This window comes from Paenibacillus sp. FSL W8-0187, from assembly GCF_037969755.1.
GTDB lineage: Bacteria > Bacillota > Bacilli > Paenibacillales > Paenibacillaceae > Paenibacillus_AQ.
On record NZ_CP150206.1, the window covers coordinates 3,374,843 to 3,396,721 of the forward strand.

A 21,879-nucleotide genomic window follows, 5' to 3' on the forward strand; every position below is an offset into this window, starting at 1 on the left:
ATAACGAATGAAATCCTGCGAATTAGCGAGCTAGCGCAAGAAAATTGAATCATAAGGAGGGAGGCGAGCGCTGACGCTTGTCCAGAATCGATTCGTCCTCTCCGCTACGCCGTGCAGATTGCTTACTTTTAGACGCAAAGAAACCGTTCTTCGGTAAAATGGAGGTGCTACCCAAACCATTTACAAAAGGAACGATTTCTTACGGAAGCGGCTCTATCGAGCGAAAGCTGCGAAGGTTGTCCGCTTAAAAAAACATGTGCGAAAGCCCAGGGAGACCGGGAAATCACCGTAAGCCTCAAGTATCTTCGTTACAAGCAGCAAGCAAGGGAGAAACTTCGAAGCGAGGAGCATCATGCGTTGTCGGTTCAGCGAATGTCGAACCGGAAAGTGTGTTTGGGCAGATCAAAAACAACCGAGGATTCCGGCGATTTCTGCTTCGGGGCTTGCATAAAGTGAGCCTGGAGGTCGGGAGGCTTTCGCTTGCCCATAATTTGCTCAAGAAGGCGGCCAATGATCAAAACAGAAGCCATAGCGGTGTGGGAATAACATCCTGAGCACCGCCATGGCTTTATTTGACACACTTTCTGTTTATGAGAGCCGTACGTCAAGCGACTAAAGCTACTTTCGGGACGGCCCCTTTTTTTAACGGTTAATTCAGTTAACACATCACAGGTTATCTATGAACTTTAAGTAATCCTGTGCACTTGTATCCAATGCGCTATGAGGGGACGATAGGTCCATGTCAGGCGCATTAGTTCCAGGAGCAGCCTCTTGTCCGTAAAACGCAAAGAACGAACGATAATCTGCATCGCAGTAGAGGAAGGTCGTTTCAAAAGGGGTTAATATCTGTGCAAGCGTGTAGCGATACCTTCCGTTTTCCTGATAATCTTCTTTTTTTATTCCAGCCGAAACCGCTAATCCAACTTTGCGTTTCTTTAACTTATCGCCTCCATTTGAACCGTAAGCCCACCCGTAAGCGAATACCTCGTCAAGCCACTTTTTGAGGAGTGGCGGACAATTAAACCAATAGATAGGAAATTGTAAAATAAGATTGCTATGCGATTCAATGAGCTGCTGTTCTTTTTGTACATCCATGTTTCCATCAGGGTAAACCTTATGTAATTCGTGAACAGTATACAGCTCCGGATATTGCTTTAGTTCCTCGACCCAGCGCTTATTGATGACCGAGGTTTCCAGACTTGGATGCGTTACGATAACAAGTGTTTTCAATGATATGTCCTCCTTGAGCATGATTGATTTCCTTGAGTATAAAGTGCGAACTGCAATTTTGTAAGTATGCACTTTTAGTACAGGTACTTACCAAAAGGTGAGTTTTAAATCACTGAAAATTAAATAAATCGGACATTACATGCCCAAAAGTACATCCTGCGAATGCCCATATGTACGATTTCAAACCACTGCACGGACGTTATAATGACAGTTATTCTTGCTAATAGAGGAAGGTGATTACGTTTGGCAGCATTTTTGTATAAACTTGGAATTTTAGCTGCTCGAAACAGAAAGAAGGTCTTGTCTGGAAGTTTAGCGGTTCTCATCATCGCCGTTTCAGTTGGTCTCGGCATGGGTGTCCATTTAAACGGTGAAATGACCATTCCTGGCACAAAATCTGAGGAAGCGATGAAAGTATTAAAAGAAGAATTTTCGCAAGGAGAAGGTACTGAAGGCGGGACGATTCAAGTAATTTTCAAGGCTCCTGACGGTCAAACGCTGGAATCGGAATCAACGCAAAAAATGATCGCCAAGACGCTTGAGTCAATATCTAAAGACTCTGAGATTGCATCGATCGTAAGCCCATACGAGGCAGGTACAATCAGTTATAAAAAAGAGATTGGATATGCGGTAATCACGTACAAATCAGAGGCTTTGCAAGTCACGGATGCATCTAAAGAGCTCGTGTTGGAAAGTGTAGAGAAAGCACGTAAAGAGGGCTTACAGGCTGAACTCGGAGGAAGCGTCGAACTCTCCGAACTTGAAATAGGAGGAATCTCCGAGATCATTGGCATTATTGCCGCATTTATGATCCTGGCCATTACATTCACATCCTTGCTCGCAGCCGGGTTGCCTATACTAACAGCCGTAATCGGACTTGGAATAGGCGTCATGTCCGTCATTATTGCTTCCAATTTTATCGAAATGGCGTCGTTCTCTTTAATACTTGCCATCATGCTTGGATTAGCCGTCGGAATTGACTATGGCTTATTCATTATTTCGAGATACAGACAAAATCTTGTGGAAGGTAAAGGTGTTGAGGAGTCCATTGCGCATGCAAATGCTACCGCCGGCAGCGCTGTTATTTTCGCCGGATTGACGGTTATTATAGCACTTGCCGGATTATCCGTAACGGGAATTCCGTTCATCACGGTAATGGGCGTAGCGGGAGCATTCACGGTACTTGTGGCCGTAATAATTTCCGTCCTCGTCGTTCCTGCGCTTCTTGGATTTGCGGGTGAACGGATTCGTCCGAAGTCGAAAACGGCTTCCATTCAGGATCCCCCTAAAGTCATCGAACAATCGAATCGGTGGGGACGAACGATAACGAAGTATCCATTACCTATCGCACTTGCAGGCATTTTGCTGTTAGGAGCCATAAGTCTGCCTGCACTGCATTTGCAAACGGGCCTTCCGGATAAAGGTTCAAAATCAATCGAAACAACGGAACGCCGCGGTTATGATTTGATAGCGGAAGGGTTTGGGCCTGGTATGAACGGACCGCTCGCTATTATTCTTAAAGCAGAGTCAATAGATGACGCGCAAGCGACATTTGCTAAGGTAGGGAAGAATCTAAGCGAGCTGCCGAATGTGGCAATGGCAACTCCGCCGGTCTCGAACGCAACGGGCAAAGTAGCCATGGTAACGATCATCCCTGGAACCGATCCGAAAAGTGAGAAAACAACCGAATTGGTTCATTCGATCCGCGATAAGGCGGCCAAAATTAAGCAACAGGATCAAGTTGAGGTTATGGTTACGGGTGCAACGGCTGTGAATATCGATATATCTGAGAAATTAAATGAGGCTTTGCCTAGATTTGCAGCTCTGATTGTGGGACTGGCTTTGATTCTACTTATGATGGTATTCCGGTCCGTCTTAGTTCCGATCAAAGCCGTGCTAGGTTATCTCCTTACGCTTACGGCAACACTCGGATTCGTCGTTTTTGTCGTTCAGGACGGTAACCTGGCCAAGTTTTTCGATATTCCTGCAGCCGGTCCTGTATTAAACTTCTTGCCCATTCTGACTGCAGGCATACTATTCGGCTTGGCCATGGATTATGAAGTGTTTCTGGTCAGTCGCATGCGCGAAGAATTTAACCATTCGGGAAATGCGAAAAATGCCGTACTCTCCGGACTTAAAAATAGCGGCAGCGTTGTAACGGCCGCTGGTCTCATCATGATTGCCGTGTTCGCAAGTTTTATCTTCGTCGAAGATGTCATGATTAAATCAATGGGTTTGGCATTAGCTTTCGGCATATTGTTCGATGCATTTATCGTAAGGCTGACGATCGTGCCAGCGGTCATGACCCTCATGGGCCGCTCGGCATGGTATCTGCCGAAATGGCTTGGACGCATATTACCAAATATCGATGTTGAAGGCGAGTCCATTGAGAAAGAACCGAAGAGCAAAAAAGAAATCGCCTCGTGAGCTCAAAACTAAAATCTGTTTTACATTTTGCCCGATCGTACATAAGGGACTCTGCCCTTAAGTACGATTTTTTCATGTTTACTAAAAGGTATAATAGAAAATACAATTGAAAATTGTAATTGTTGTTATAATAGGGGGAAAGAAAGGGGAGAACTCATGGGAACGGGAAACGAGCTCAAGCGGTGGTCGCAAAAAAATAGAGATAACGACTTACCCGATGCCATGTTTAATGCCAGAGTCCCGAGCATGACATGGGTTTTTTTCGTTTATTTCATATCCATGATTGTACAGGTTCTGCACGAGCCGTCGATTATTTCTTTGACCTTCTTTTCGGGATTGATGCTGCTCCACGCCTCATTAATTTGGCACTTCTCATCTCTTACTGAAAAATATCCTTGGGTTTATTTCATGATTCAAGGTCTCATAATTCTGGGATGTTCGCTTATTATGGATCAGGCAACTTTTATGTTATTGCTTGGGATGTATCCCGTGTTGACTGGCCAAAGCGTCGGGGTCTACTATCAAAGAATCAAAATGGTTATGCTGTCCGTTTTCTATTATGTGTTATTCCTATCGACTTTCTTCATTATGGAACAATGTGAATTGTTGATTTTAATGTCGATCTTGTACATAATGATGACCGTCATTTTCGTTTCTTTTGCCGATTTATTTTTAAAGCAAGTTCATGCTCGGAAACGCACCCAAACTTTTCTTGAAGATCTAGAGCGTGCGCATCGCAAGGTTGAGGAATTGACATTGGCTAACGAACGTCAAAGAATGGCCAGGGATTTGCATGATACGCTGGCGCAAGGTCTGGCTGGTCTCATCATGCAGCTGGATGCGGTCGACGCACATTTGACGAAAGGCAATTCTAAACGGGCTCAAGAAATCGTCCAGCATTCCATGATTCATGCAAAGAAAACGTTATCGGAAGCAAGATTGGCCATTGATAATCTTCGTTCAAAAACGCTCGCGACGGCCGATTTCTCAGATGCCATTCGAGACGAAATAGAGAGGTTCCAGAATGCGACCGGCATTCAAGTATTTCTTGATATGAGCATGGATGGGAGCATCCCCGAGTTGATGATGGAGCATGGACTTTATATTATAGGCGAATGTTTAACCAACGTTGCCCGTCATGCTGAAGCCAGTCATGTCTGGGTATACATCCGCATAGAGGACGAGATTATGAATCTTGAAATAAAAGATGATGGGAAAGGCATGACTTCGAATAAAAAGGGCTCCATGTCTGGACATTACGGACTAATCGGCATGAAGGAGCGAGTTCGCATCTTGGGAGGATCGCTTATTATAACCAACAACATCCCTCGCGGAACTTTAATTAAAATTGATACATCTGATGAGAAGGGAGAGAGCCCTGATGATATATAACGTGCTTATCGCCGATGACCATCTTGTGGTAAGGGAAGGGCTAAAATTCATTATTGAGACGAATGATAATTTTCATGTTCTCGGAGAAGCGGAAAACGGTGAGGAGGCCCTGAGATTATTGGAGTCGCTAACACCGGACGTCATTCTTATGGACTTAAATATGCCTAAAATGAGCGGATTAGAGACCATGGAGGAATTAAATAAAAGGAACATCGACATCCCTGTCGTTATATTGACGACATATAATGAAGATGAACTGATGATAAGCGGACTGGAATTGGGGGCCAAAGGATATCTCTTGAAAGATACCGGCAGAGATCATTTATTCCGCACGATAGAGTCCGCGGTTCGCGGCGACACGCTACTGCAGCCTGAAATTATGGCAAGAGTATTCGCTGCAAGGAACAAACGCGAAGATGCACTTGATTCGTCTTCAGATCAAACGGTGCTCTCCGAGAAAGAGCGAATCGTTCTACGGGCCATTGCGCTCGGTTATCGAAGCAAAGAAATAGCCGGCGATATGGGGATATCCGAGCGTACAGTCAAAGCTCATTTGACGAACATTTATAACAAACTTGGAGTGAATTCCAGATCCCAAGCAGTCGCTGTCGCGGTCGAACAGGGTATCGTCCAGTTATAGGATTATGGCGGACCTCATGAACAAAACCATAACGCACAATACATTTAATTGTTATTGTACCTTATTTATTTTCATACGAGCCGTCCTTGTTCAAACCCCGTTGTTTTCATAGCTGTCGGAGAATAGTGGGATCGTCCAGCTTTCGGTTACATCATGCAGGAATCCAAAAAGAGTTGGACCTACCCACTATTTCGATACTAACATAATTGCATATTATGATATATAATAATTTGCACTGACCGCATTAGAATGAACTCTCACGGGTACATAAACTCTAGAGCACTCTCTGGATAATCGGTAATGTATGTAAGGCCTACATTAGGAGATATTAGCTGTATCATATTATTTTCATAAAAGGAGTCCTTGTTTAATGGTAGATTTTTTTATGAATTTTAATCCCATTATCCAAGCATTACTAGCCACCTTGTTTACTTGGGGAATGACGGCGTTAGGGGCGGCTGTTGTTTTTTTTACAAAAACATTGAACCAGCGCCTGCTGGATAGTATGTTGGGTTTTGCTGGGGGTGTCATGATTGCGGCCAGTTACTGGTCCTTATTGGCTCCAGCCATCGAGATGTCAGAAGGCAATGCGATCGGGAACTGGTTTCCGGCTGCCTTCGGATTTTTATTAGGCGGAATCTTTATATGGGGAATCGATAAGGTATTACCCCATCTACATCCCAATTCTCCGATTGGAGGAGCGGAAGGATATAATCCAAAAGTCAGAAAACGGAGTACTCTACTGGTACTCGCCATTACCCTTCACAACATTCCGGAAGGGTTAGCGGTCGGGATCGCATTTGGCGCGCTTGCTAATGGAGGGACTGAAGCATCGCTGGTAGGCGCTCTGACGCTGGCCCTGGGAATCGGCATTCAAAACTTCCCGGAGGGCGTTGCAGTTTCCATGCCCCTACGAGGCGACGGAATGTCTCAGCGAAAGAGCTTTTTCTATGGACAGTTCTCGGGTATGGTGGAACCGGTTGCCGCGGTAATCGGCGCAGTAGCCGTCGCCTTTATAGAACCCATGCTGCCTTATGCATTGAGTTTTGCGGCCGGTGCTATGATTTTCGTTGTAGCCGAAGAGGTCATTCCAAGCTCACAAGAAAAAGGCAACAAGGATTTAGCGTCCATGAGTTTAATGTTCGGTTTCGTATTGATGATGATTCTTGATGTGGCGTTGGGGTAGAGACGAGAACAGCCAGCCGGGTACGGACTGGCTGTTTTTGCGTTCCAATCCGCAGGTGAGCGATACTGGACTTAGGTCGAGGTTCCCATCTCATTCGCGGGACCAATCCTCAAGTCTCTAAATGGATGCTATACTGAATAAGACTTCAGGATTCGGCAGAAGAGAGACAAAAAGGGATGACGGAAGGAATGGGAACACGTTATGCAAAAGAAAACAGGTATATTGATCGTAGTGGCCGGCGTACTGCTGCTGCTCTTTACGATGAACCCGATGAACATTTTTTCGAATGTTCAATTCGGATTTTCCTTTGACACCAAGAAAATTAATGAAGAGAAAATAGTGGCCGCTGATGATTTTCGGGATTTGACCCTACAGACTGGAAGCACTGACATTGAAGTCACTAAGGGAAATTCAGACGAGATTAAGGTTCGACTGAACGGAAAGGTAAGCTCGAAAAATGTAGACCAAGTGAAATTGAAGGTCGAGCCAAACGGCGATACGCTGGTGATCGGGGTCGATGTTCCTGACGGTATTCAGTTTGGCATACGTATACTGGATATCGATTTATCGGTGGAGTTACCGGAAAAGCAGTGGACAGCTGCAAACATTGAAAGTGGAAGCGGCAATCTCGAGATCGGTAGTATGCATGGAGATGAGGTCACGATCAAGGCAAGCAGCGGAAATGTTAATGTTCAGGATGTGAAGGCCGGCTCGCTGACGGTGCATACGAGCAGCGGTAATCTGAAGGCTAAAGAGATTGAAGCCGAGTCGTTAGCGTTAGAGTCAGGATCTGGAAATATATCGGCGGAACGCTATCATGCCACAACGCTGAACTTTAAAAATGGAAGCGGCTATGTTGAACTGAAGGACGGGGAGTCGGCCGTCCAAGGAAAGGCGGGCTCTGGAAACATACGCCTGGAGTCGGAGCGGTTAATCTATGATACCGACCTGCAAGCTGGAAGCGGGAACGTGACCATCGATCTGGTTCAAGAACCTTCCTCTCTGGAAGTTGATTATCAAGGAAAGTCCGGTAATGGGAACATACAGTGGGACGGAATACGATATGAGGTAAAAGACGAAGGCAGGCTGATGGGAACGTTTGGCAGCGGCGACGCAGTGCTGAAGGTTCGCACAGGCTCTGGAAACTTCAAGCTGGAATAAATCAGATCACAATAGATTTAATGAAATGACGAGAAGGGGCCGTCCCAAAAGATCTTAGATCTTGCGGGAGGCCCCCTTCTTGCTGTTAGAAGACGCTCCATGTACGAATCGTTCCTCCAATCGCTGTTGCCCCCGCATTTCTTTGGAATGGTTCTGAGCAAGAAACCGTTCTTTGGTAAATCATGTTCATGTTCATGTGGATTTCCGGGAGACAACGTCCGGATTTCCGCACCATCAATCGCTTTCGTTCCGAGGGTATGAAAGACGTACTGGAGAAAAAGAAGGCGGCCAATGGTCAATACAGAAGCCATAGCGGTGTGGGAATAACATCCTGAGCACCGCCATGGCTTTATTTGACACATTTTTGTTTATGAGAGCTGTACGTCAAGCAACTAAATCTACTTTGGCGACGGCCCCTTCTTCATTAAAAACCAAAAGCCTGTTGAATCAGTCTGGCATAAATGGCGGCAGCTTCCTTACGCAGAAGTTTATCGGACGGCCGGTAATCCACGGCCCCGTTTGCGTCTTTTGTCACCTCGGGTCCATGCATCCCGGATCCGACCATGAACTGTACGGCCTCATCTGCCCAGGCAGCCGGTTTTGAGCTGAGTTTAGCTGGAACCGCCTTGGCGCCAAGCGCGTTGTGTGCCACACGCCATATTATAGCAGCAGCCTCTTGGCGCGTGATTGGCTGATCGGGTTCAAAGTTCTGGGTCGGCGTGCCTGTGACGCCCCCCATGTCCGCGACATTCTGCACATAACCAGCGAGTGGGTGCCCTTGCATATCCTTAAATGAATTCGTGCCTTCGCTAGGCTTCATCCCGGCTAGTCGGCTGATCGCACTGACAAACTCTGCCCGCGTGATCGGTTCATTCGGTCGGAAGCTGGATTGCTCATTCTCGTCAAAAGCCTTGAGGGACTGAACAAAGTAGATATCCTTGGCATAAGGACTCCCTTCCGGGACGTCGTTGTAAGCAGCAGGCTCCTCGAGCTTCTCGGACATGCTGTCTATCGCCGTGTAATACATATACGCCACATTGCCGTTATCATCTTCCTTGAAGGCGGCCGGCGTACCGTTCTCATCCACGAATCGCAGCGGACCCACCGGCGTGAGTTTATGTTCGCCCAATGCATCCAAGACCAATAACTCACCTTGGCCAGCCTTCACCTGTGTGGCGATAATCGGTGTTCTTAAGCTCCTGAATATGCCCTCGAATTTCTTGAGCTGCTCCTGATTGAGCAGGAAGTCATTCTTCTGAACCTGTTTCTTCGGATAAAAATGATCCATGAATGCGGTGAAAAATTCGGCTCGGATCGATGTGCTCGCGTCACTGTTAACAACAATCATGGCTCCGACATTCTGGTCGGGAAGGAGCCAAAGCCAGGAATGATAGCCATCCAAATCGCCACCTTTGCCAATCAGGGTTTGGCCGTTGTGGCTGCTGTGCATAAACGACTCGAAACCGTATGACATCAACGGAAGGCCGGCTGCATCATAATGCGTCTGATGCATCAAGCGCATCGTTTCTTCCTTCAGGATGCGGGAAGATCCAAACTGGCCTTTGTTTAGGTGGGCGGTAATGAAATTGGCCATATCGGTACCGCTGGCAAACATGCCGCCTTCCGGCGCGATAGTAGGTATGTTCGGATATGGCTTATACGGATGACGTTCGGCATTGTAGCCTGTGGCAAGGTTCGCGATGATTTCATCATCCATCCGAAATGCAGCGTGTTCCATTTTTAGCGGGGTGAAAATATGCTTTTTTACATAATCCTCAAACGGTTCCCCTGATACCAGCTCAACAATGTAGCCCTGCATGGAGGAGGCCAGATTATCATACCGGTAAACCTCCCCGGGCGTGCGAACCACAGCTGGCGCATTGAACCGGATAAAGTCGGCGAGCGGAACCTCGCCCTTCTGAACGATATGCGGCGGAACCGAGGAGCTGTCCGTATAGTCAAAGCCTGTCGTATGGGTCAATAAATGCTCAACGGTGACGGGCGTCCCGGTGTTGTTGGTGATTTTAACATCTGGCATATAATCGGTTATGTCTTGCTTCAGGTCGATTTTTCCCTCCTCTACCAGTTGCATGATCGCCGTCGCGGTTATCGATTTGGATATCGAGGCCATGCGGAACAAGGTTCGATCAGGATCAATCTTTTTCTTGGATTCAAGGTCGGCATAGCCGTAGCCCGTATTCAGCAGCACCTTGTCGTCTTTTACAATCACAACAAGCGCACCAGCCAGCATGTCTGAAACATGAGGCTTGGCAAAATAGGCATCGGTGAACGCCTTGACTTCTTTGGAGCTCAGTATCGGTGTTCCCGCATGCTGTGTTGCGATTGTACCTGAGGCGGGTTTTGCCGTATCTGCAAAGATATCGGCAGGGAAAGCCAGCAGGCTAGCGGACAGCACGGAGGCTGCCAGTACACGAATGGTTCTAGATTTGCTTTGTTTATTTGGCTTCATGGGTTCCTCTCCTTGTCAATCATATTACATTTCCACTTAATGGTAGTCGATGGAGGTAGAAGGAAGAACGGTCCGCAGAATGAGTTTCAGCTGGCTCTTTGGAAGGAGCCGGGCCTCGACTTTGGTCTAGGGAGATTGAATATCTGAGAAGAAATCACATTGTATTATACTTTTGATTAAATTAAAGTATAATTATTGTAGTTATATCAGACATAAATCTATCATTATATATACTTCTTATTTCATAATGGTATAAACATATATGTGACAGGGGATGAGGAGACTGAATCTATACATCAAGGAGAGCGGAAACAAGCAAGCAGCAAGGATGATCGTATTTTTACATGGCGGTGGTGTGAGCGGCTGGATGTGGAACAAGCAGCTTACCTATTTTGAAGACAGCTTCTGCCTGATTCCTGACTTGCCCGGACATGGGCGCAGCCCCGGCAAACCGCCTTTTTCCATAAGCCGCACCGCGGAGCAGCTTAACGAGCTGATTTCAACTAAAGCTGACGGACGAGAGATTGTTGTTTTCGGCTTTTCACTAGGGGCGCAAATTCTCGTGGAGATGATATGTCAACGACCCCACCTTATTGATTATGCCATTGTAAACAGCGCATTGCTGAGGCCGATGCCGGCAGCGCTTAAGCTGATTGAACCTTCTGTTCGATTAAGCTTCCCGTTAACAAGATACAGATGGTTTTCCAGATGGCAGGCAAGCGCGCTGTACGTGAATGAGGTTGATTTTGAACAGTATTACACGGAAACTCTGCGTATGAAGCGGGAGCTATTGGTTTCGGTGCTGAAGGAGAATATGTCCTATTCCATCTCTTCAAGGATTCAAGAATCAACAACGAAGCTATTGGTGACAGTTGGGGAGAAGGAGAGAGGCAGTGTTAAGAAATCGGCTGAGGATCTCGTGCAGCTGAGCGAAAGCTCTGACGGGATCATCTTTCCCGGTGTTGGGCACGGCATACCGCTTGCCGATCCGGCGCTGTTTAATCGGGTAGTGGAACATTGGCTTAACACCGGTACAATTCCGGAAGGTACTCCTCATTTATAGTGGGACTGGCAGACCCAACCCCTCCTCATAATTTGCTGTAGACTTTGCCCTTAGGGCAAGGTGTATAGTGATCTTGAACCAAGATCCGAAACCAGAAAAGAGGTGCACCTTTGCTGTCGATCGGAGAATTCTCCAAAATATGCGAAGTATCTACAAAGACGCTTCGATATTACGATGAAATCGGGTTAATTCATCCGGATCAGATCAATCCGGAAAACGGTTATCGCTATTATTCCATCAGTCAATTAAAGACAATGCTCTATATCAACCGTTTGAAGTCCTATCATTTTTCGCTTGAAGAAATCAAAGAGATTCTGGAAGGTGAAGCGGATCAATCCGAAGAGAAGCTTCGCCTCGCCCTTAATCGCAAACGTCGGGAAATTCATGAGAAGTTAAACGCTTATGAATATACCCTAAAGCAAATGAACCAGGATATCTTGAATTTGGAGCAGGGTATACACCTGATGTCATACCTGGATGATATTGAAGTACAGCTTGTTGAAACGGGGTCTATGAATATCCTTTACATGCGTCAGATGATGAGCAGTGATGACTATGCTTTAGGATACGGCAGGTATTACAGCAGGTTATATGAAAAGATTGCTAGGGAGAAACTCACCTTGGTTGGAACGCCCATGACGATATATCACAGCCCGGAATTTAATCCTGCAGGCAATGACACAGAGTTTGCCCTCCCGATCAAGGAGGCTGTAAAGGGAACGAGAGATTTGTGCGGGGGCCTTTGTGCGAGGTCTGTATTAAAGGGGGCTTATTCTAATTTGACATCGGTATATGCCAAGCTAAGGGAATGGGTAGAGAATGAAGGATATGCATTGACTCAATCTCCCTATGAAGTCTATGTAACCGAGCCATACCAGGCCTTGACTGCCGAGGAAATGGTTACCGAGGTGTATTTTCCCGTGGCGAAGAAATAAGGATGTTGTACATATACCATATGGCTTGAATAACGAATTCTGCGAGGTATTTATAATGAAAAGAAACTACTGGCCGACGACAGCATGGCATACCCTAGCCCCGGCGACCATGGGAATGGACGCTGACAAGCTATCTGGGCTGGATTCATTGATCAAAACCGAATATCCCGAAATGAATGGTATTGTCATGGTTAGAAATGGAGCTATCGTGTATGAAAAATATGATCATGGATATGGTCCGGAGGATAGGCACCACGTTGCATCGGTTACGAAAAGTATCATTTCCGCACTTATAGGCATTGCTATAGATGCAGGTTATATTCAACATGTAGATCAGAAGGTGCTGGATTTTTTTCCTGAATATGAACAAGAGACTGCCCATCGACCAAAACAAGAAATTACGATACGCCATCTTCTCACGATGACCGCTCCTTATCCATTTGAGGACTGGCACGAACCCTTGGACAAACTGTGCATGCAATCAGATTGGGTACATTATACGCTGGATATGCTGGGCATCGGTGGAAGCCTGGGAGCATTTAAGTATTCTACTGCAGGGGTGCATCTCCTTTCAGCGATCATAACTCGGAGCACGGGAACAAGCGCCCGCGCGTTTGCTAACGAACACTTGTTTAAACCAATCGGCATGAACGAAATTCCGGATTATGACATGAGCTCATTCGGATTTGATGATTTATTCGGAAAAGACGTCAGGGGATGGGTCAAAGACCCGGCCGGTAACTCTACTGGAGGGTGGGGGCTTACGTTAAGTCCTCGAGATATGGCTCGTTTTGGCTTTCTTTATCTGAACTGCGGCACATGGGACAATCAACCGATTATATCGGGGGCATGGATTGACCAATCAACGGCAATGAATTCTAACCATTATGGATATTTGTGGTGGCTGCGGGACGAGGATGGGGTATCTGCATTCTCGGCAGTAGGCGATGGCGGCAATATCATTTGCTGCATTCCCCAAAAAGACTTGGTTGTCGCCATTGCATCGGCATTTACCGTCAATCCTCGGGATCGATGGACTCTAATTAAAGAACACATCATCCCGGCGATCATCGACTAAATATAATCTTACAAATTGATGATGTAAAAAGAACAAGAATATCTACGCGTATGAAGGGGTTGTCCTAAAAGATCTTAGATCTTGCGGAAGGCCCCCTTCTTGCTGTTAGAAGACGCTCCATGTACGAATCGTTCCTCCCATCGCTGTCGCTTGTCCGGAATCGATTCGTCCTCTCCTCTACGGGGCTTTTATGATTACTGCACCTTGCTTTCAGGCAAAAACCGCGATAGATGGCTCTTCTTAACCATTCTGATGTTACGCGTATTTTCATACAATGTATGGACAAGCGAAAGCAGAAATAAGCAGAGAGTGGGGAGGAACCGTTGTGAAGCTGCATCAAATCCATGTGACGGGCATGACTTGCACAGCTTGTGCAGCCCGGATCGAAAAAGTTCTTCGGAAAGTGGAAGGCGTTCAATCTGCCCGTGTCAGCCTCGCCTTATCTCAAGCCACGATTCATTATGAACCGACGCAGATTGGATTAGACACGATCTTGGAGAAAATCGAAAAGCTTGGCTATGGAGCGATCGACAGGCTCTCGCATCCGCAGGCAGGGATCGAGGCGGAGACGGGGGCTTATCGCATTCGGTTCATCATCGCCGCTTGTTTATCGGTCCCACTCCTATGGGCGATGATGGCCCATGTTGCCGATTGGCCTGCACAATGGACGCCGGATTTGCTGATGGAACCTGTATTTCAATGGGTGCTCGCTACGTTGCTTCAGTTTGGCGTCGGATTTCCTTTCTATTACGGAGCTTACCAGGCTATGATCCATCGTACAGCAAACATGGATACCCTTGTTGCGTTAAGCACCTCAGTGGCTTATTTCTACAGCCACTATGTCATGTTTGAATCCAGGCACAGTCTAGCGCATCCAACGCTTTATTTTGATACGATTGCGATGGTGATGACAGCGGTACTCCTGGGCAAGTGGCTTGAGACCATGGCCAAGGGTAGAGCGTTGAAACAACTTAGTGCATTATATGAGCTTCAGGTTAAACGGGTTCGAGTCGTCCGCAGTCATGGGGAAGAATGGATTTCTGCGGATCAAGTGCAGATCGGGGACCGGATCCGAGTGAATCATGGAGAATGGATTTCCATTGACGGCTTTGTTGAGTCGGGATTGGCGGATGCCGATGAATCTATGCTGACAGGTGAAAGCACAGCGGTGGCCAAGGGCATGAGGGATCGAGTTTACGCCGGAACGCGTTGTCTGGTCGGACGTTTGGACATCGTGGTTGATAAGAATCATGGCGAAACCCGTCTATCTCAAATGATTGGGCTTATCGAGTCTGCACAACAGGGGAAACCGGCCATTCAGTTAGCCGTTGATCGTATAGCGGGGATATTTGTTCCCGTGATGATCGGTTGTGCTGCACTTACTTATGCGGGATGGCTCTGGTTTTCCCAGGCTCCCGATGCATCCGAAACGGCGATGCGCCACGCGCTGTCTGTTTTACTGATCGCCTGTCCCTGTGCGCTTGGTTTGGCTACGCCGGTATCCATCCTGATCGCAACTGGATCGTCTGCCCAAAGAGGCGTTCTATTCAAAGACGGCCGGTCTCTAGAGGGGTTGCGTAGAACCGATGTTGTATTGTTGGATAAGACAGGCACGTTGACGGAAGGAAGACCTCAACTCACAGCGATTCACACTGCGAACGGCAGCAACGCTGCCTACGCGCTATCCATGTCGGCAGCGCTGGCTTCTCGGTCCACTCACCCGTTAGCACAAGCCATCGTACGAGCTGCCCAAGACAAACATTCCCCACTTTTGGAAGCACAAAAATTCCAAGAGCGGGTTGGGAAAGGGATGGAAGGCTATGTCAAAGGAGAGCACATATGCGTGGGAAATTGGAAATGGCTGCTGGAGCAGGGCATACAACTGGAAATTCCACCAGATCAACCTGGCTATACAAGGCTTTATGTCGCCGTGAACGGGAAGTGCATCGGATCGCTTGTATTGATTGACAAGCTAAGAAAAGATGCCCGGAAGATTGTACAGGAGTTAAAGCGCAGAGCCGATGTGTGGATGGTAACCGGAGATGAGGAACAGGCCGCCGTGGCGGTGGCGGCCGCGGCAGGGATCGATCAGATGCGTGCAGGCATGCTTCCTGAAGACAAGCTGGCATTCATTCGCGAGCTTCAACATCAAGGACGTTCCGTTGCCATGATTGGCGATGGCATAAACGATGCAGCTGCGCTGGCTGTGGCAGATGTTGGCATGGCGATGGGCGGGGGAGCGGATGCGGCTAAACAGGCCGGCGACATCGTGCTGATCGGAAACAAGCTTTTCAACATAATCGATGCGTATACATGGAGCCGCCAAACGATGCGGAATGTTCATCAGAATTTGCTATTTGCTCTGCTGTATAACGCCATTACCGTGCCATTGGCTGCATGTGGTTATTTGGATCCACGCATCGCTTGCATCGGCATGGCGGCAAGCTCCGTGCTTGTTGTTGCGAATGCGCTTAGATTGCAGCTTAAGGTGCAGAGATTAGATAAGAACCGTATAACCGTGAATGGTTGAATGAAAATAAGTCGTGACGCTATGGTCACGATCACGAGGATGAATTGTATTATTTCGATCCATTAAAAAGCAGAAGGAATGATATCGATCAACAAAGTCGCGTAATCGCGGCTTTTTTTCTTTTAACTTCATAAGCCAATTCAATAGGTTTATCCAGAATCGTAAAAAAAGAGCACATGCGAACCGAGCTCTAAATGATAAAATATGAAAATGCCGCAGTCCAAGGAATGCGGCTATTTCTCAATGCAGAGTTAGTTTGCCATCGCTCCGATGTAGCAAGCAGAATATCTACGCCAACTCCAGCACAACCATCTGGTGATTATCCAAATAAGGAACCGTATAGCTGATTTCGCCTTGGTTACGAATCTGATATGGAAGATCCTCCATCGAGGGGGCCAGGTAGACCCGCTTGATCGAAGCGGCAGATGGGAGACGCAAGCTGGCGGATATATTCTGCAGCGGAACGATGTCCTCGATGACCTCCACGCGGCCCTTCATTACGGGGGAAGCATACAGGAGATGATGAATATAGCGATTTTCCACAGTCTGATACTGCAGCGTCGCTATGCCCCGTGCAGGCAAATCGCAGTGCAGAGTAGGCTGCGGCAGGAGCCGGTCAATCGCGTGCAATACCATCTCTTTCAGAATGAGATGGCCGTTGTCCGCATAGTCGCCGAACACATTCCAAGCGATGTAGATACCGTTTGTGCTTTCAATCATGCCCGGGCCGCCGTCTTCTCCAGCGCTTGGCGTGTGCTGATGCGAGCAGAACGTGAATACGTCCCGGTTGAAATACGGATTTTCCCGACTGCCAAGCGCCTGGCCGCCATTCAATTCAACCTGCTGTCCCTCGCCGTACATGACAAACGAAGCGGGCAGAAGGGAGCCTGGAGTAAAGTTCGGACGGAAATATGACGGGTGGTAAGGGCTGGCGCCTTTCCAGTTCAGTCCAAGATCGAGCGCAAACACGTTGCCGGCTGGATCCAAACCCGAGCGGCCCGTGGCCAGAGTCTTGCCGCCGCTTGCGGTAAATGCGCGGATGGCTTCTCCCAATGCCGGCCATACCGGCACCTCGTCCGGCAATATCAGCACCTTGTAACGACCGAAATCCGCATCGGCATCCACGATGTCGTACAAGTAATGCCCTTCGGTCAGGATGCGCACCGCTCCGGCATCCGCCAGATTGTTCCGGTCTTCTGATTTCCGCGCTTCCGGACAAGCCTCCCAAGCAGCCTCCAGGGACAAGACGGCAATGTCCGCCACGGATGTCGTCTCGCTGCACCATGGCTCCTTTGCTTCCACCTCCGCGTAGGCGGTGCCGATCAAGGCGTAGGTCGCTTCATCCATCAGACCTGATGGGTGAAGCTGGTCGCCGATCGAGCACTTGGCGCCGTGCGCGAGGCTGAGCGCCGTTTCGAATCGCAGCGCGTTCGGATGCTTATACCCGCCGAATTCACCCCAAGAGGTGTGGAATTTGCCCGTCATGCCGAGAAAATCCATGCCCAGCGTCTGCGCGTAGCGCGCTGAGAGCGGAAAATGATCGTAGCCCCAGCCCCCGGTTGGCAGGGATTCCAGCTCCAAATGGCTGTTGACATGGGCGAGGTCGCGGCGGCCGCGACGTTGATGCCCGCTGTTATGAAAGACCGGCAGACCGGGCTTAATCTCGTCCACCGTTTCCCGTACGCGGCGAGCATAGTTTAGGTAGGTCGCCTCGCCCAAGGCGGCAACGGCCGTTTCATCCCGAGGATCTTGGCTGGCTGATCGCAGCGCTGCCACGCAATGCTGGCAATGACATTTTCGGATTCCGACGATATCAAGGAAAATGCCGTCCGCATCATAGCGGGAAACAACCTCGCGGATTTGAGCCAGCAAGAGGTCCAGGTAAGGCGTGTTGAAGCAAAACTCATGGTACCCGGGCGTCATGAAATCTTTGGCCCATCGCGTACGATCTTCCGCATCTCGAATCAGCCATTCGGGATGGCGACGCGCCAGCTTCTCGTCAAGGCCGGCGGACAAGTACACAGGCGTTTTGACGCCGATTTCGTGGGCGGCTGCAATCATTTCGCCTAGCAGATCGAACGAAAGATGCGGGTGTGTTTCATTGGCTTCGCTCGGGTGGTAAGCCCAGCCGTGATGACATTTAGAGAAAACGGTAATGGAGTCGACATGCCCGGCACGCAGCATGTTCTGAAACTGTTTTTTTGAAAACTGGCTTCCGATTTCCGGAATGGCCTCGGATGTGTGAAAGTCGAGATGAACCTGACGAAATCGCATGTGTGAACAGCCTCCTTTGCCGCCTGATGAGAACGGTTTCTTTTGTTCAATGTACCTCTTTAATACGCGGGTAACCAGTGATAATATAGACTTTGATTAGCACAAAATGGACTTGCGAAAAGGAGAGAACCGCTGTGCTGTGCTTAGAATTCGCCATTCCGCCGCTGCCGCAATTCGTAACGGCGGGACATGCCGTCTGGAAGCCCGGAGACCGGCATTTCGCCCGCACCTTCGGCGTCTACGACCTGCTGCTGGTAACTAAGGGAACGCTTTATATGACGGAAGAACAGACCGAATATGAGGTCTGTGCCGGAAAGCTGCTCGTGCTGGAAGCGGGACTGCGGCATTTCGGGCATCGTGCCTGCTTGGAGCATACGGAGATTTATTGGGTGCATTTCATCCATGGACATCCAGCTTCATACATCTCGCAGGAGGATATTCCTTGGTCGGCCCTGCTGTCCAAAGGCACGGTCGAGGATGTCGAACCGTCCACGCAGCAGCGCATGTACCTGCCGAAGTTCGCCTCCGTCGAGGTGCAGACCGTAGAGCCGATGCTGCGCGGGTTGAATGATATCCACAACCGGCTGAACGGGGAGAATGCGCTCAAGCTCCATTTATTGCTGGCCGAGCTGTTCGCCGCACTGCAGGCTGACTGCGCACGGATGACCGAACCGGAGCCTTCCATCCGACTGGCACAAGCCGCCGCCGCTTATTTAAACGAACACTGGAGGGAGCCGTTTGAACGGGCTGCATTGGAGGAGAAGCTGCATTTCCAGGCGAGTTATATCGCCAGATGCATGAAGAAGCATATCGGCAAAACGCCGCTCCAGTACGTACTTCATCTGCGCTTGGAGGAAGCCAAAAAACTCCTCGGCGGCACGGTGCTTGGCATTTCGGAGATCGCTGAAAGGGTGGGAATCCGCGATTCGAATTACATGACGCGCTTGTTTACCGCCAAGCTTGGCATGACGCCCGGCGCGTATCGGCAGATGCTGCGGCAGATGAAGGAAGAAGCGGGGGAAGGTACGGCTATTTTTTCGAAAATGCTGATTGACAATGAAAAACCCGCCGGATTATAGTAAAGCCACCTAACCTTGCAGGAGAGTGGTCCCATGAAGTTGCTGCAAACCCTCCGCTCTCGCAAATATTTGCAGCGGATTATTCTGAGCTTTATGCTCGTCGTCGCCATGCTCGCCATCGCCTCCCTCTTCCTGAACGCCGCTGCCCGTGATAAAGTCCTGAGCCTCCAACACGAAGCCGATCGCAAGCTGCTCACCCAAATCAACTACAATATCGAGAACATGAACGGGATCGTGAAGGATTTGGCGGTGTCGTTGTACAATGACGAAGAGCTGATCGCGCTGAAGTCCGGGGCGGATTATAAGCAGAGCATTCTGAAAATCGAACGTTTGAACCGGACGGTAGCCGCTTCGCCGTACTTGCACGCCGCCGTTTTTTACAACGGCAAGCAGAACCGTTTTTTCTCGTCGCTGAGCCATGATATGGACACGCGCGCCCTGTACGGCGCGCTTGAAGATTATATGGCTTCCCGAGCCGATCTGCCGAAGCTGCAGCTCATTCCGCTCGATCTTGACGGGGAGAATGAGGGCATCGACGTATTCGCTTTTTTCATTTATGACGGGCCGACCCTCGGTTCCGTTAACCGGAACGCCCTCATTTTGACAGTGAAGCCAGGCTGGATGCTCGACAATGTGAAAGCGCTTAATCGAGTGGCCGAACGGGAAAACGACGTCCTGTTCGTCACCGACGGCGATGGACAGGTGCTAATGGCAGGTGAGCGCAAGCTGCCGCCCGGGCTTGACATCAAGAAGGATTTACTGGGACGAATGGGCTCGACGGACAATGCACCGGACTCTTTCATCCATAAACAAGGAGAGAAGGATTATAAGGTAACTTATTTGAACAAAGGCTTGAACAACTGGCAGATCATCAGCCTGCAGGATTACGATGACGTGCTGGGCAGCGTACGCCAGATGAGATGGACCGAAATGGCCGTGACGCTGTCCGTTGCCCTGCTGGCCTTGCTCTTGTCCGTATTAATCTCGCTGAGGCTGTATAAACCGGTAGGCCGTCTGCTTATGCTGGTTCCCCATGACGGGCGCGGTGATAGCAGGGCAAAAGATGAGTTGTCCCTCATCGCGGAGAATGTGACGGAGATGATAGGCAAACTCAAAGGCTTGGAGCAGGAACGAGCGACGCAATGGAATATCGCCAAGGTTTATCATTTGCGGAGCCTGATTAGCCTCAGCGATAGTATGGACGAAGATGCATTTCTACGGATTAAGGAGCAGTATGCGATTGATATAACGCATCCATCGCCGCTCCGGCTTGCGGTTGTACAGCTTGACGATCTGCAGAGCCTTCTCCTGCAGCCGGATTCCCAGACGGAGGCCCTGTATCACTTTGCTATCGCGAACATCGGCCAAGAGCTGCTGCAACGTGGTGGTTCGTGCGAAGCCGCGGACATGAAGAGCGGCCATCTTGTCTTTATCGCCAGCGGCAATCCCAGTTACCTCGAGATGCTGGATGAACGGTTCCGGGAGCTTCAGGAGACCATACTCCGCTTTTATCGAGTTACGTTCACCGTAACGCTTAGCGATGCGTTCGAAGATTACCGCAGGCTAACGAAACATTACAACCTGGCGATGCGTCATTCCAACTATCGCATGATTTTCGGCAAGGGGGCCGTGATCCAGCCTGACATGATCCGCCGTAACGAGGGGAACGAGTCGCTTACCATTCCGAAAGAGCTGGAGCGCCGGCTGACGGAGGGGTTGAAAAGCGGAGACTCGGAGGAGACAGAGCAAGCGATTCGAAGCTGGAGAGGACTCCTGGGCGAGTTCAGCTTCGATAACATGTTCTCGGCGCTACTGCATTTGACCATGACACTGAGCCATACGCTGGGCGAGATGAATAACAATAATCTGAATCCGGTATCGGTTAATCTGCAGGCTATCAATCGGCGCATTCTCGAAAAAGAGACGCTGGATGAGATCGAGGGCGTGCTCCTGGACGTCGTGCGCGATGTATTCGATCAGCGCAGGAGCGGAAGGGAGGACAAAAACCGGCTGCTTGTGGACACGGTCAAAGAAATGATCGAGAAGCATTACGCCGATCCGGACCTGAACGTCCAGAAGATCGCCGAAATGCTGAAGATGAGCGCCGTCTATTTGGGCCAAGTGTTCAAAGCCCAGGAAGGGACAACGGTGGTCGACCAGATCAATGCGACTCGACTTGCCCGAGCCCAACAGTATCTGGAGCAGCAGCATTTGACCGTGGCCGAAATCATGGAGAAGGTGGGCTTCGGCAATGAAAGCTATTTCTATCGGCTGTTCAAGCGCCGCTACGGAGCGACACCGAAAGAGTACCGTCTGAAATCAGCCATCGACCGCAGTACCTAAAATTAGAAATGTTTCATAAGACCCGCAGATGAAATTTACCGTGTGCGGGTCTTTGGCATGCCGCGGTTATG

The 21,879-nt window shown here is 49.0% G+C and carries 14 protein-coding genes and 1 pseudogene; 12 read left to right on the forward strand and 3 right to left on the reverse strand.

The genetic code is table 11. The features are described from left to right. Positions 1-246 precede the first annotated feature (246 nt). Positions 247-554 (forward strand): annotated as a pseudogene (locus tag MKY48_RS15235) (transposase); the annotation flags it as partial. A gap of 112 nt (positions 555-666) precedes the next feature. Here the strand turns inward: MKY48_RS15235 and MKY48_RS15240 are convergent. After that, positions 667-1,230, reverse strand: coding sequence for an NAD(P)H-dependent oxidoreductase (locus MKY48_RS15240; protein ID WP_339273042.1), 564 nt, complete (start codon positions 1,228-1,230; stop codon positions 667-669). Positions 1,231-1,473: 243 nt separating this feature from the next. On the opposite strand from MKY48_RS15240, the gene MKY48_RS15245 reads away from it, so the two are divergent. The 5 genes from MKY48_RS15245 (at position 1,474) to MKY48_RS15265 (ending at position 8,036) form a co-directional block, all read left to right on the forward strand. Beyond that, positions 1,474-3,657 carry an MMPL family transporter gene (locus tag MKY48_RS15245; RefSeq protein ID WP_339273043.1) on the forward strand — a complete coding sequence of 728 codons (2,184 nt, stop codon included), beginning with the start codon at positions 1,474-1,476 and terminating at the stop codon, positions 3,655-3,657. A gap of 279 nt (positions 3,658-3,936) precedes the next feature. Continuing rightward, a complete protein-coding gene (locus MKY48_RS15250; protein ID WP_339273044.1) occupies positions 3,937-5,049 on the forward strand; it encodes a sensor histidine kinase in 1,113 nt (370 codons plus the stop codon). Continuing rightward, positions 5,039-5,689 (forward strand): response regulator transcription factor, encoded by a 651-nt coding sequence (locus MKY48_RS15255; protein ID WP_339273045.1) that lies wholly within the window; start codon positions 5,039-5,041, stop codon positions 5,687-5,689. Before MKY48_RS15250 ends, MKY48_RS15255 begins: the two co-directional genes overlap by 11 nt. A 370-nt stretch (positions 5,690-6,059) precedes the next feature. Then, positions 6,060-6,875, forward strand: coding sequence for a ZIP family metal transporter (locus MKY48_RS15260; RefSeq protein ID WP_339273047.1), 816 nt, complete (start codon positions 6,060-6,062; stop codon positions 6,873-6,875). 201 nt (positions 6,876-7,076) lie between these two features. After that, positions 7,077-8,036 carry a DUF4097 family beta strand repeat-containing protein gene (locus MKY48_RS15265; RefSeq protein WP_339273049.1) on the forward strand — a complete coding sequence of 320 codons (960 nt, stop codon included), beginning with the start codon at positions 7,077-7,079 and terminating at the stop codon, positions 8,034-8,036. A gap of 424 nt (positions 8,037-8,460) precedes the next feature. On the opposite strand, the gene MKY48_RS15270 is transcribed toward MKY48_RS15265, so the two are convergent. Then, on the reverse strand, positions 8,461-10,506 hold the full coding sequence (locus MKY48_RS15270; RefSeq protein WP_339293320.1) for a serine hydrolase: 2,046 nt from the start codon (positions 10,504-10,506) through the stop codon (positions 8,461-8,463). Positions 10,507-10,780: 274 nt separating this feature from the next. Here MKY48_RS15270 and MKY48_RS15275 point away from each other — a divergent pair, with 274 nt between their 5' ends. The 4 genes from MKY48_RS15275 to MKY48_RS15290 all read left to right on the forward strand — a co-directional run bounded on the left by MKY48_RS15275 (position 10,781) and on the right by MKY48_RS15290 (position 16,112). Further along, positions 10,781-11,569, forward strand: a complete 789-nt coding sequence (locus MKY48_RS15275) for an alpha/beta hydrolase (RefSeq protein ID WP_339293321.1) — start codon at positions 10,781-10,783, stop codon at positions 11,567-11,569. 110 nt (positions 11,570-11,679) lie between these two features. Next, the gene (locus MKY48_RS15280) at positions 11,680-12,504 is read left to right on the forward strand and encodes a MerR family transcriptional regulator (RefSeq protein WP_339293322.1); all 825 of its coding nucleotides are present in this window, start codon (positions 11,680-11,682) and stop codon (positions 12,502-12,504) included. 55 nt (positions 12,505-12,559) lie between these two features. Then, positions 12,560-13,582, forward strand: coding sequence for a serine hydrolase (locus MKY48_RS15285; RefSeq protein ID WP_339293323.1), 1,023 nt, complete (start codon positions 12,560-12,562; stop codon positions 13,580-13,582). 325 nt (positions 13,583-13,907) lie between these two features. Further along, positions 13,908-16,112, forward strand: a complete 2,205-nt coding sequence (locus tag MKY48_RS15290) for a cation-translocating P-type ATPase (RefSeq protein WP_339293324.1) — start codon at positions 13,908-13,910, stop codon at positions 16,110-16,112. Positions 16,113-16,400: 288 nt separating this feature from the next. Here MKY48_RS15290 and MKY48_RS15295 read toward each other — a convergent pair whose 3' ends face one another. Then, a complete protein-coding gene (locus tag MKY48_RS15295) occupies positions 16,401-18,386 on the reverse strand; it encodes a beta-galactosidase trimerization domain-containing protein (protein ID WP_339293325.1) in 1,986 nt (661 codons plus the stop codon). Positions 18,387-18,520: 134 nt separating this feature from the next. On the opposite strand from MKY48_RS15295, the gene MKY48_RS15300 reads away from it, so the two are divergent. Together MKY48_RS15300 and MKY48_RS15305 are read left to right on the forward strand one after the other, a co-directional pair. Next, entirely contained in the window at positions 18,521-19,465 is a 945-nt protein-coding gene (locus tag MKY48_RS15300; RefSeq protein ID WP_339293326.1) for an AraC family transcriptional regulator, read from the forward strand. A 33-nt stretch (positions 19,466-19,498) separates the two neighbouring features. Then, a complete protein-coding gene (locus tag MKY48_RS15305) occupies positions 19,499-21,808 on the forward strand; it encodes an AraC family transcriptional regulator (RefSeq protein WP_339293327.1) in 2,310 nt (769 codons plus the stop codon). Positions 21,809-21,879: the final 71 nt, after the last annotated feature.

Excerpts from the sequence above, each read along its gene's own strand:
- MKY48_RS15275 (WP_339293321.1), top strand. The coding sequence starts at position 10,781 with ATGAGGAGACTGAATCTATACATCAAGGAGAGCGGAAACAAGCAAGCA.
- MKY48_RS15250 (WP_339273044.1), top strand. The coding sequence starts at position 3,937 with ATGATTGTACAGGTTCTGCACGAGCCGTCGATTATTTCTTTGACCTTC.
- MKY48_RS15270 (WP_339293320.1), bottom strand. The coding sequence starts at position 10,506 with ATGAAGCCAAATAAACAAAGCAAATCTAGAACCATTCGTGTACTGGCA.
- MKY48_RS15260 (WP_339273047.1), top strand. The coding sequence starts at position 6,060 with ATGGTAGATTTTTTTATGAATTTTAATCCCATTATCCAAGCATTACTA.
- MKY48_RS15265 (WP_339273049.1), top strand. The coding sequence starts at position 7,077 with ATGCAAAAGAAAACAGGTATATTGATCGTAGTGGCCGGCGTACTGCTG.
- MKY48_RS15255 (WP_339273045.1), top strand. The coding sequence starts at position 5,039 with ATGATATATAACGTGCTTATCGCCGATGACCATCTTGTGGTAAGGGAA.
- MKY48_RS15305 (WP_339293327.1), top strand. The coding sequence starts at position 19,499 with ATGAAGTTGCTGCAAACCCTCCGCTCTCGCAAATATTTGCAGCGGATT.
- MKY48_RS15295 (WP_339293325.1), bottom strand. The coding sequence starts at position 18,386 with ATGCGATTTCGTCAGGTTCATCTCGACTTTCACACATCCGAGGCCATT.
- MKY48_RS15285 (WP_339293323.1), top strand. The coding sequence starts at position 12,560 with ATGAAAAGAAACTACTGGCCGACGACAGCATGGCATACCCTAGCCCCG.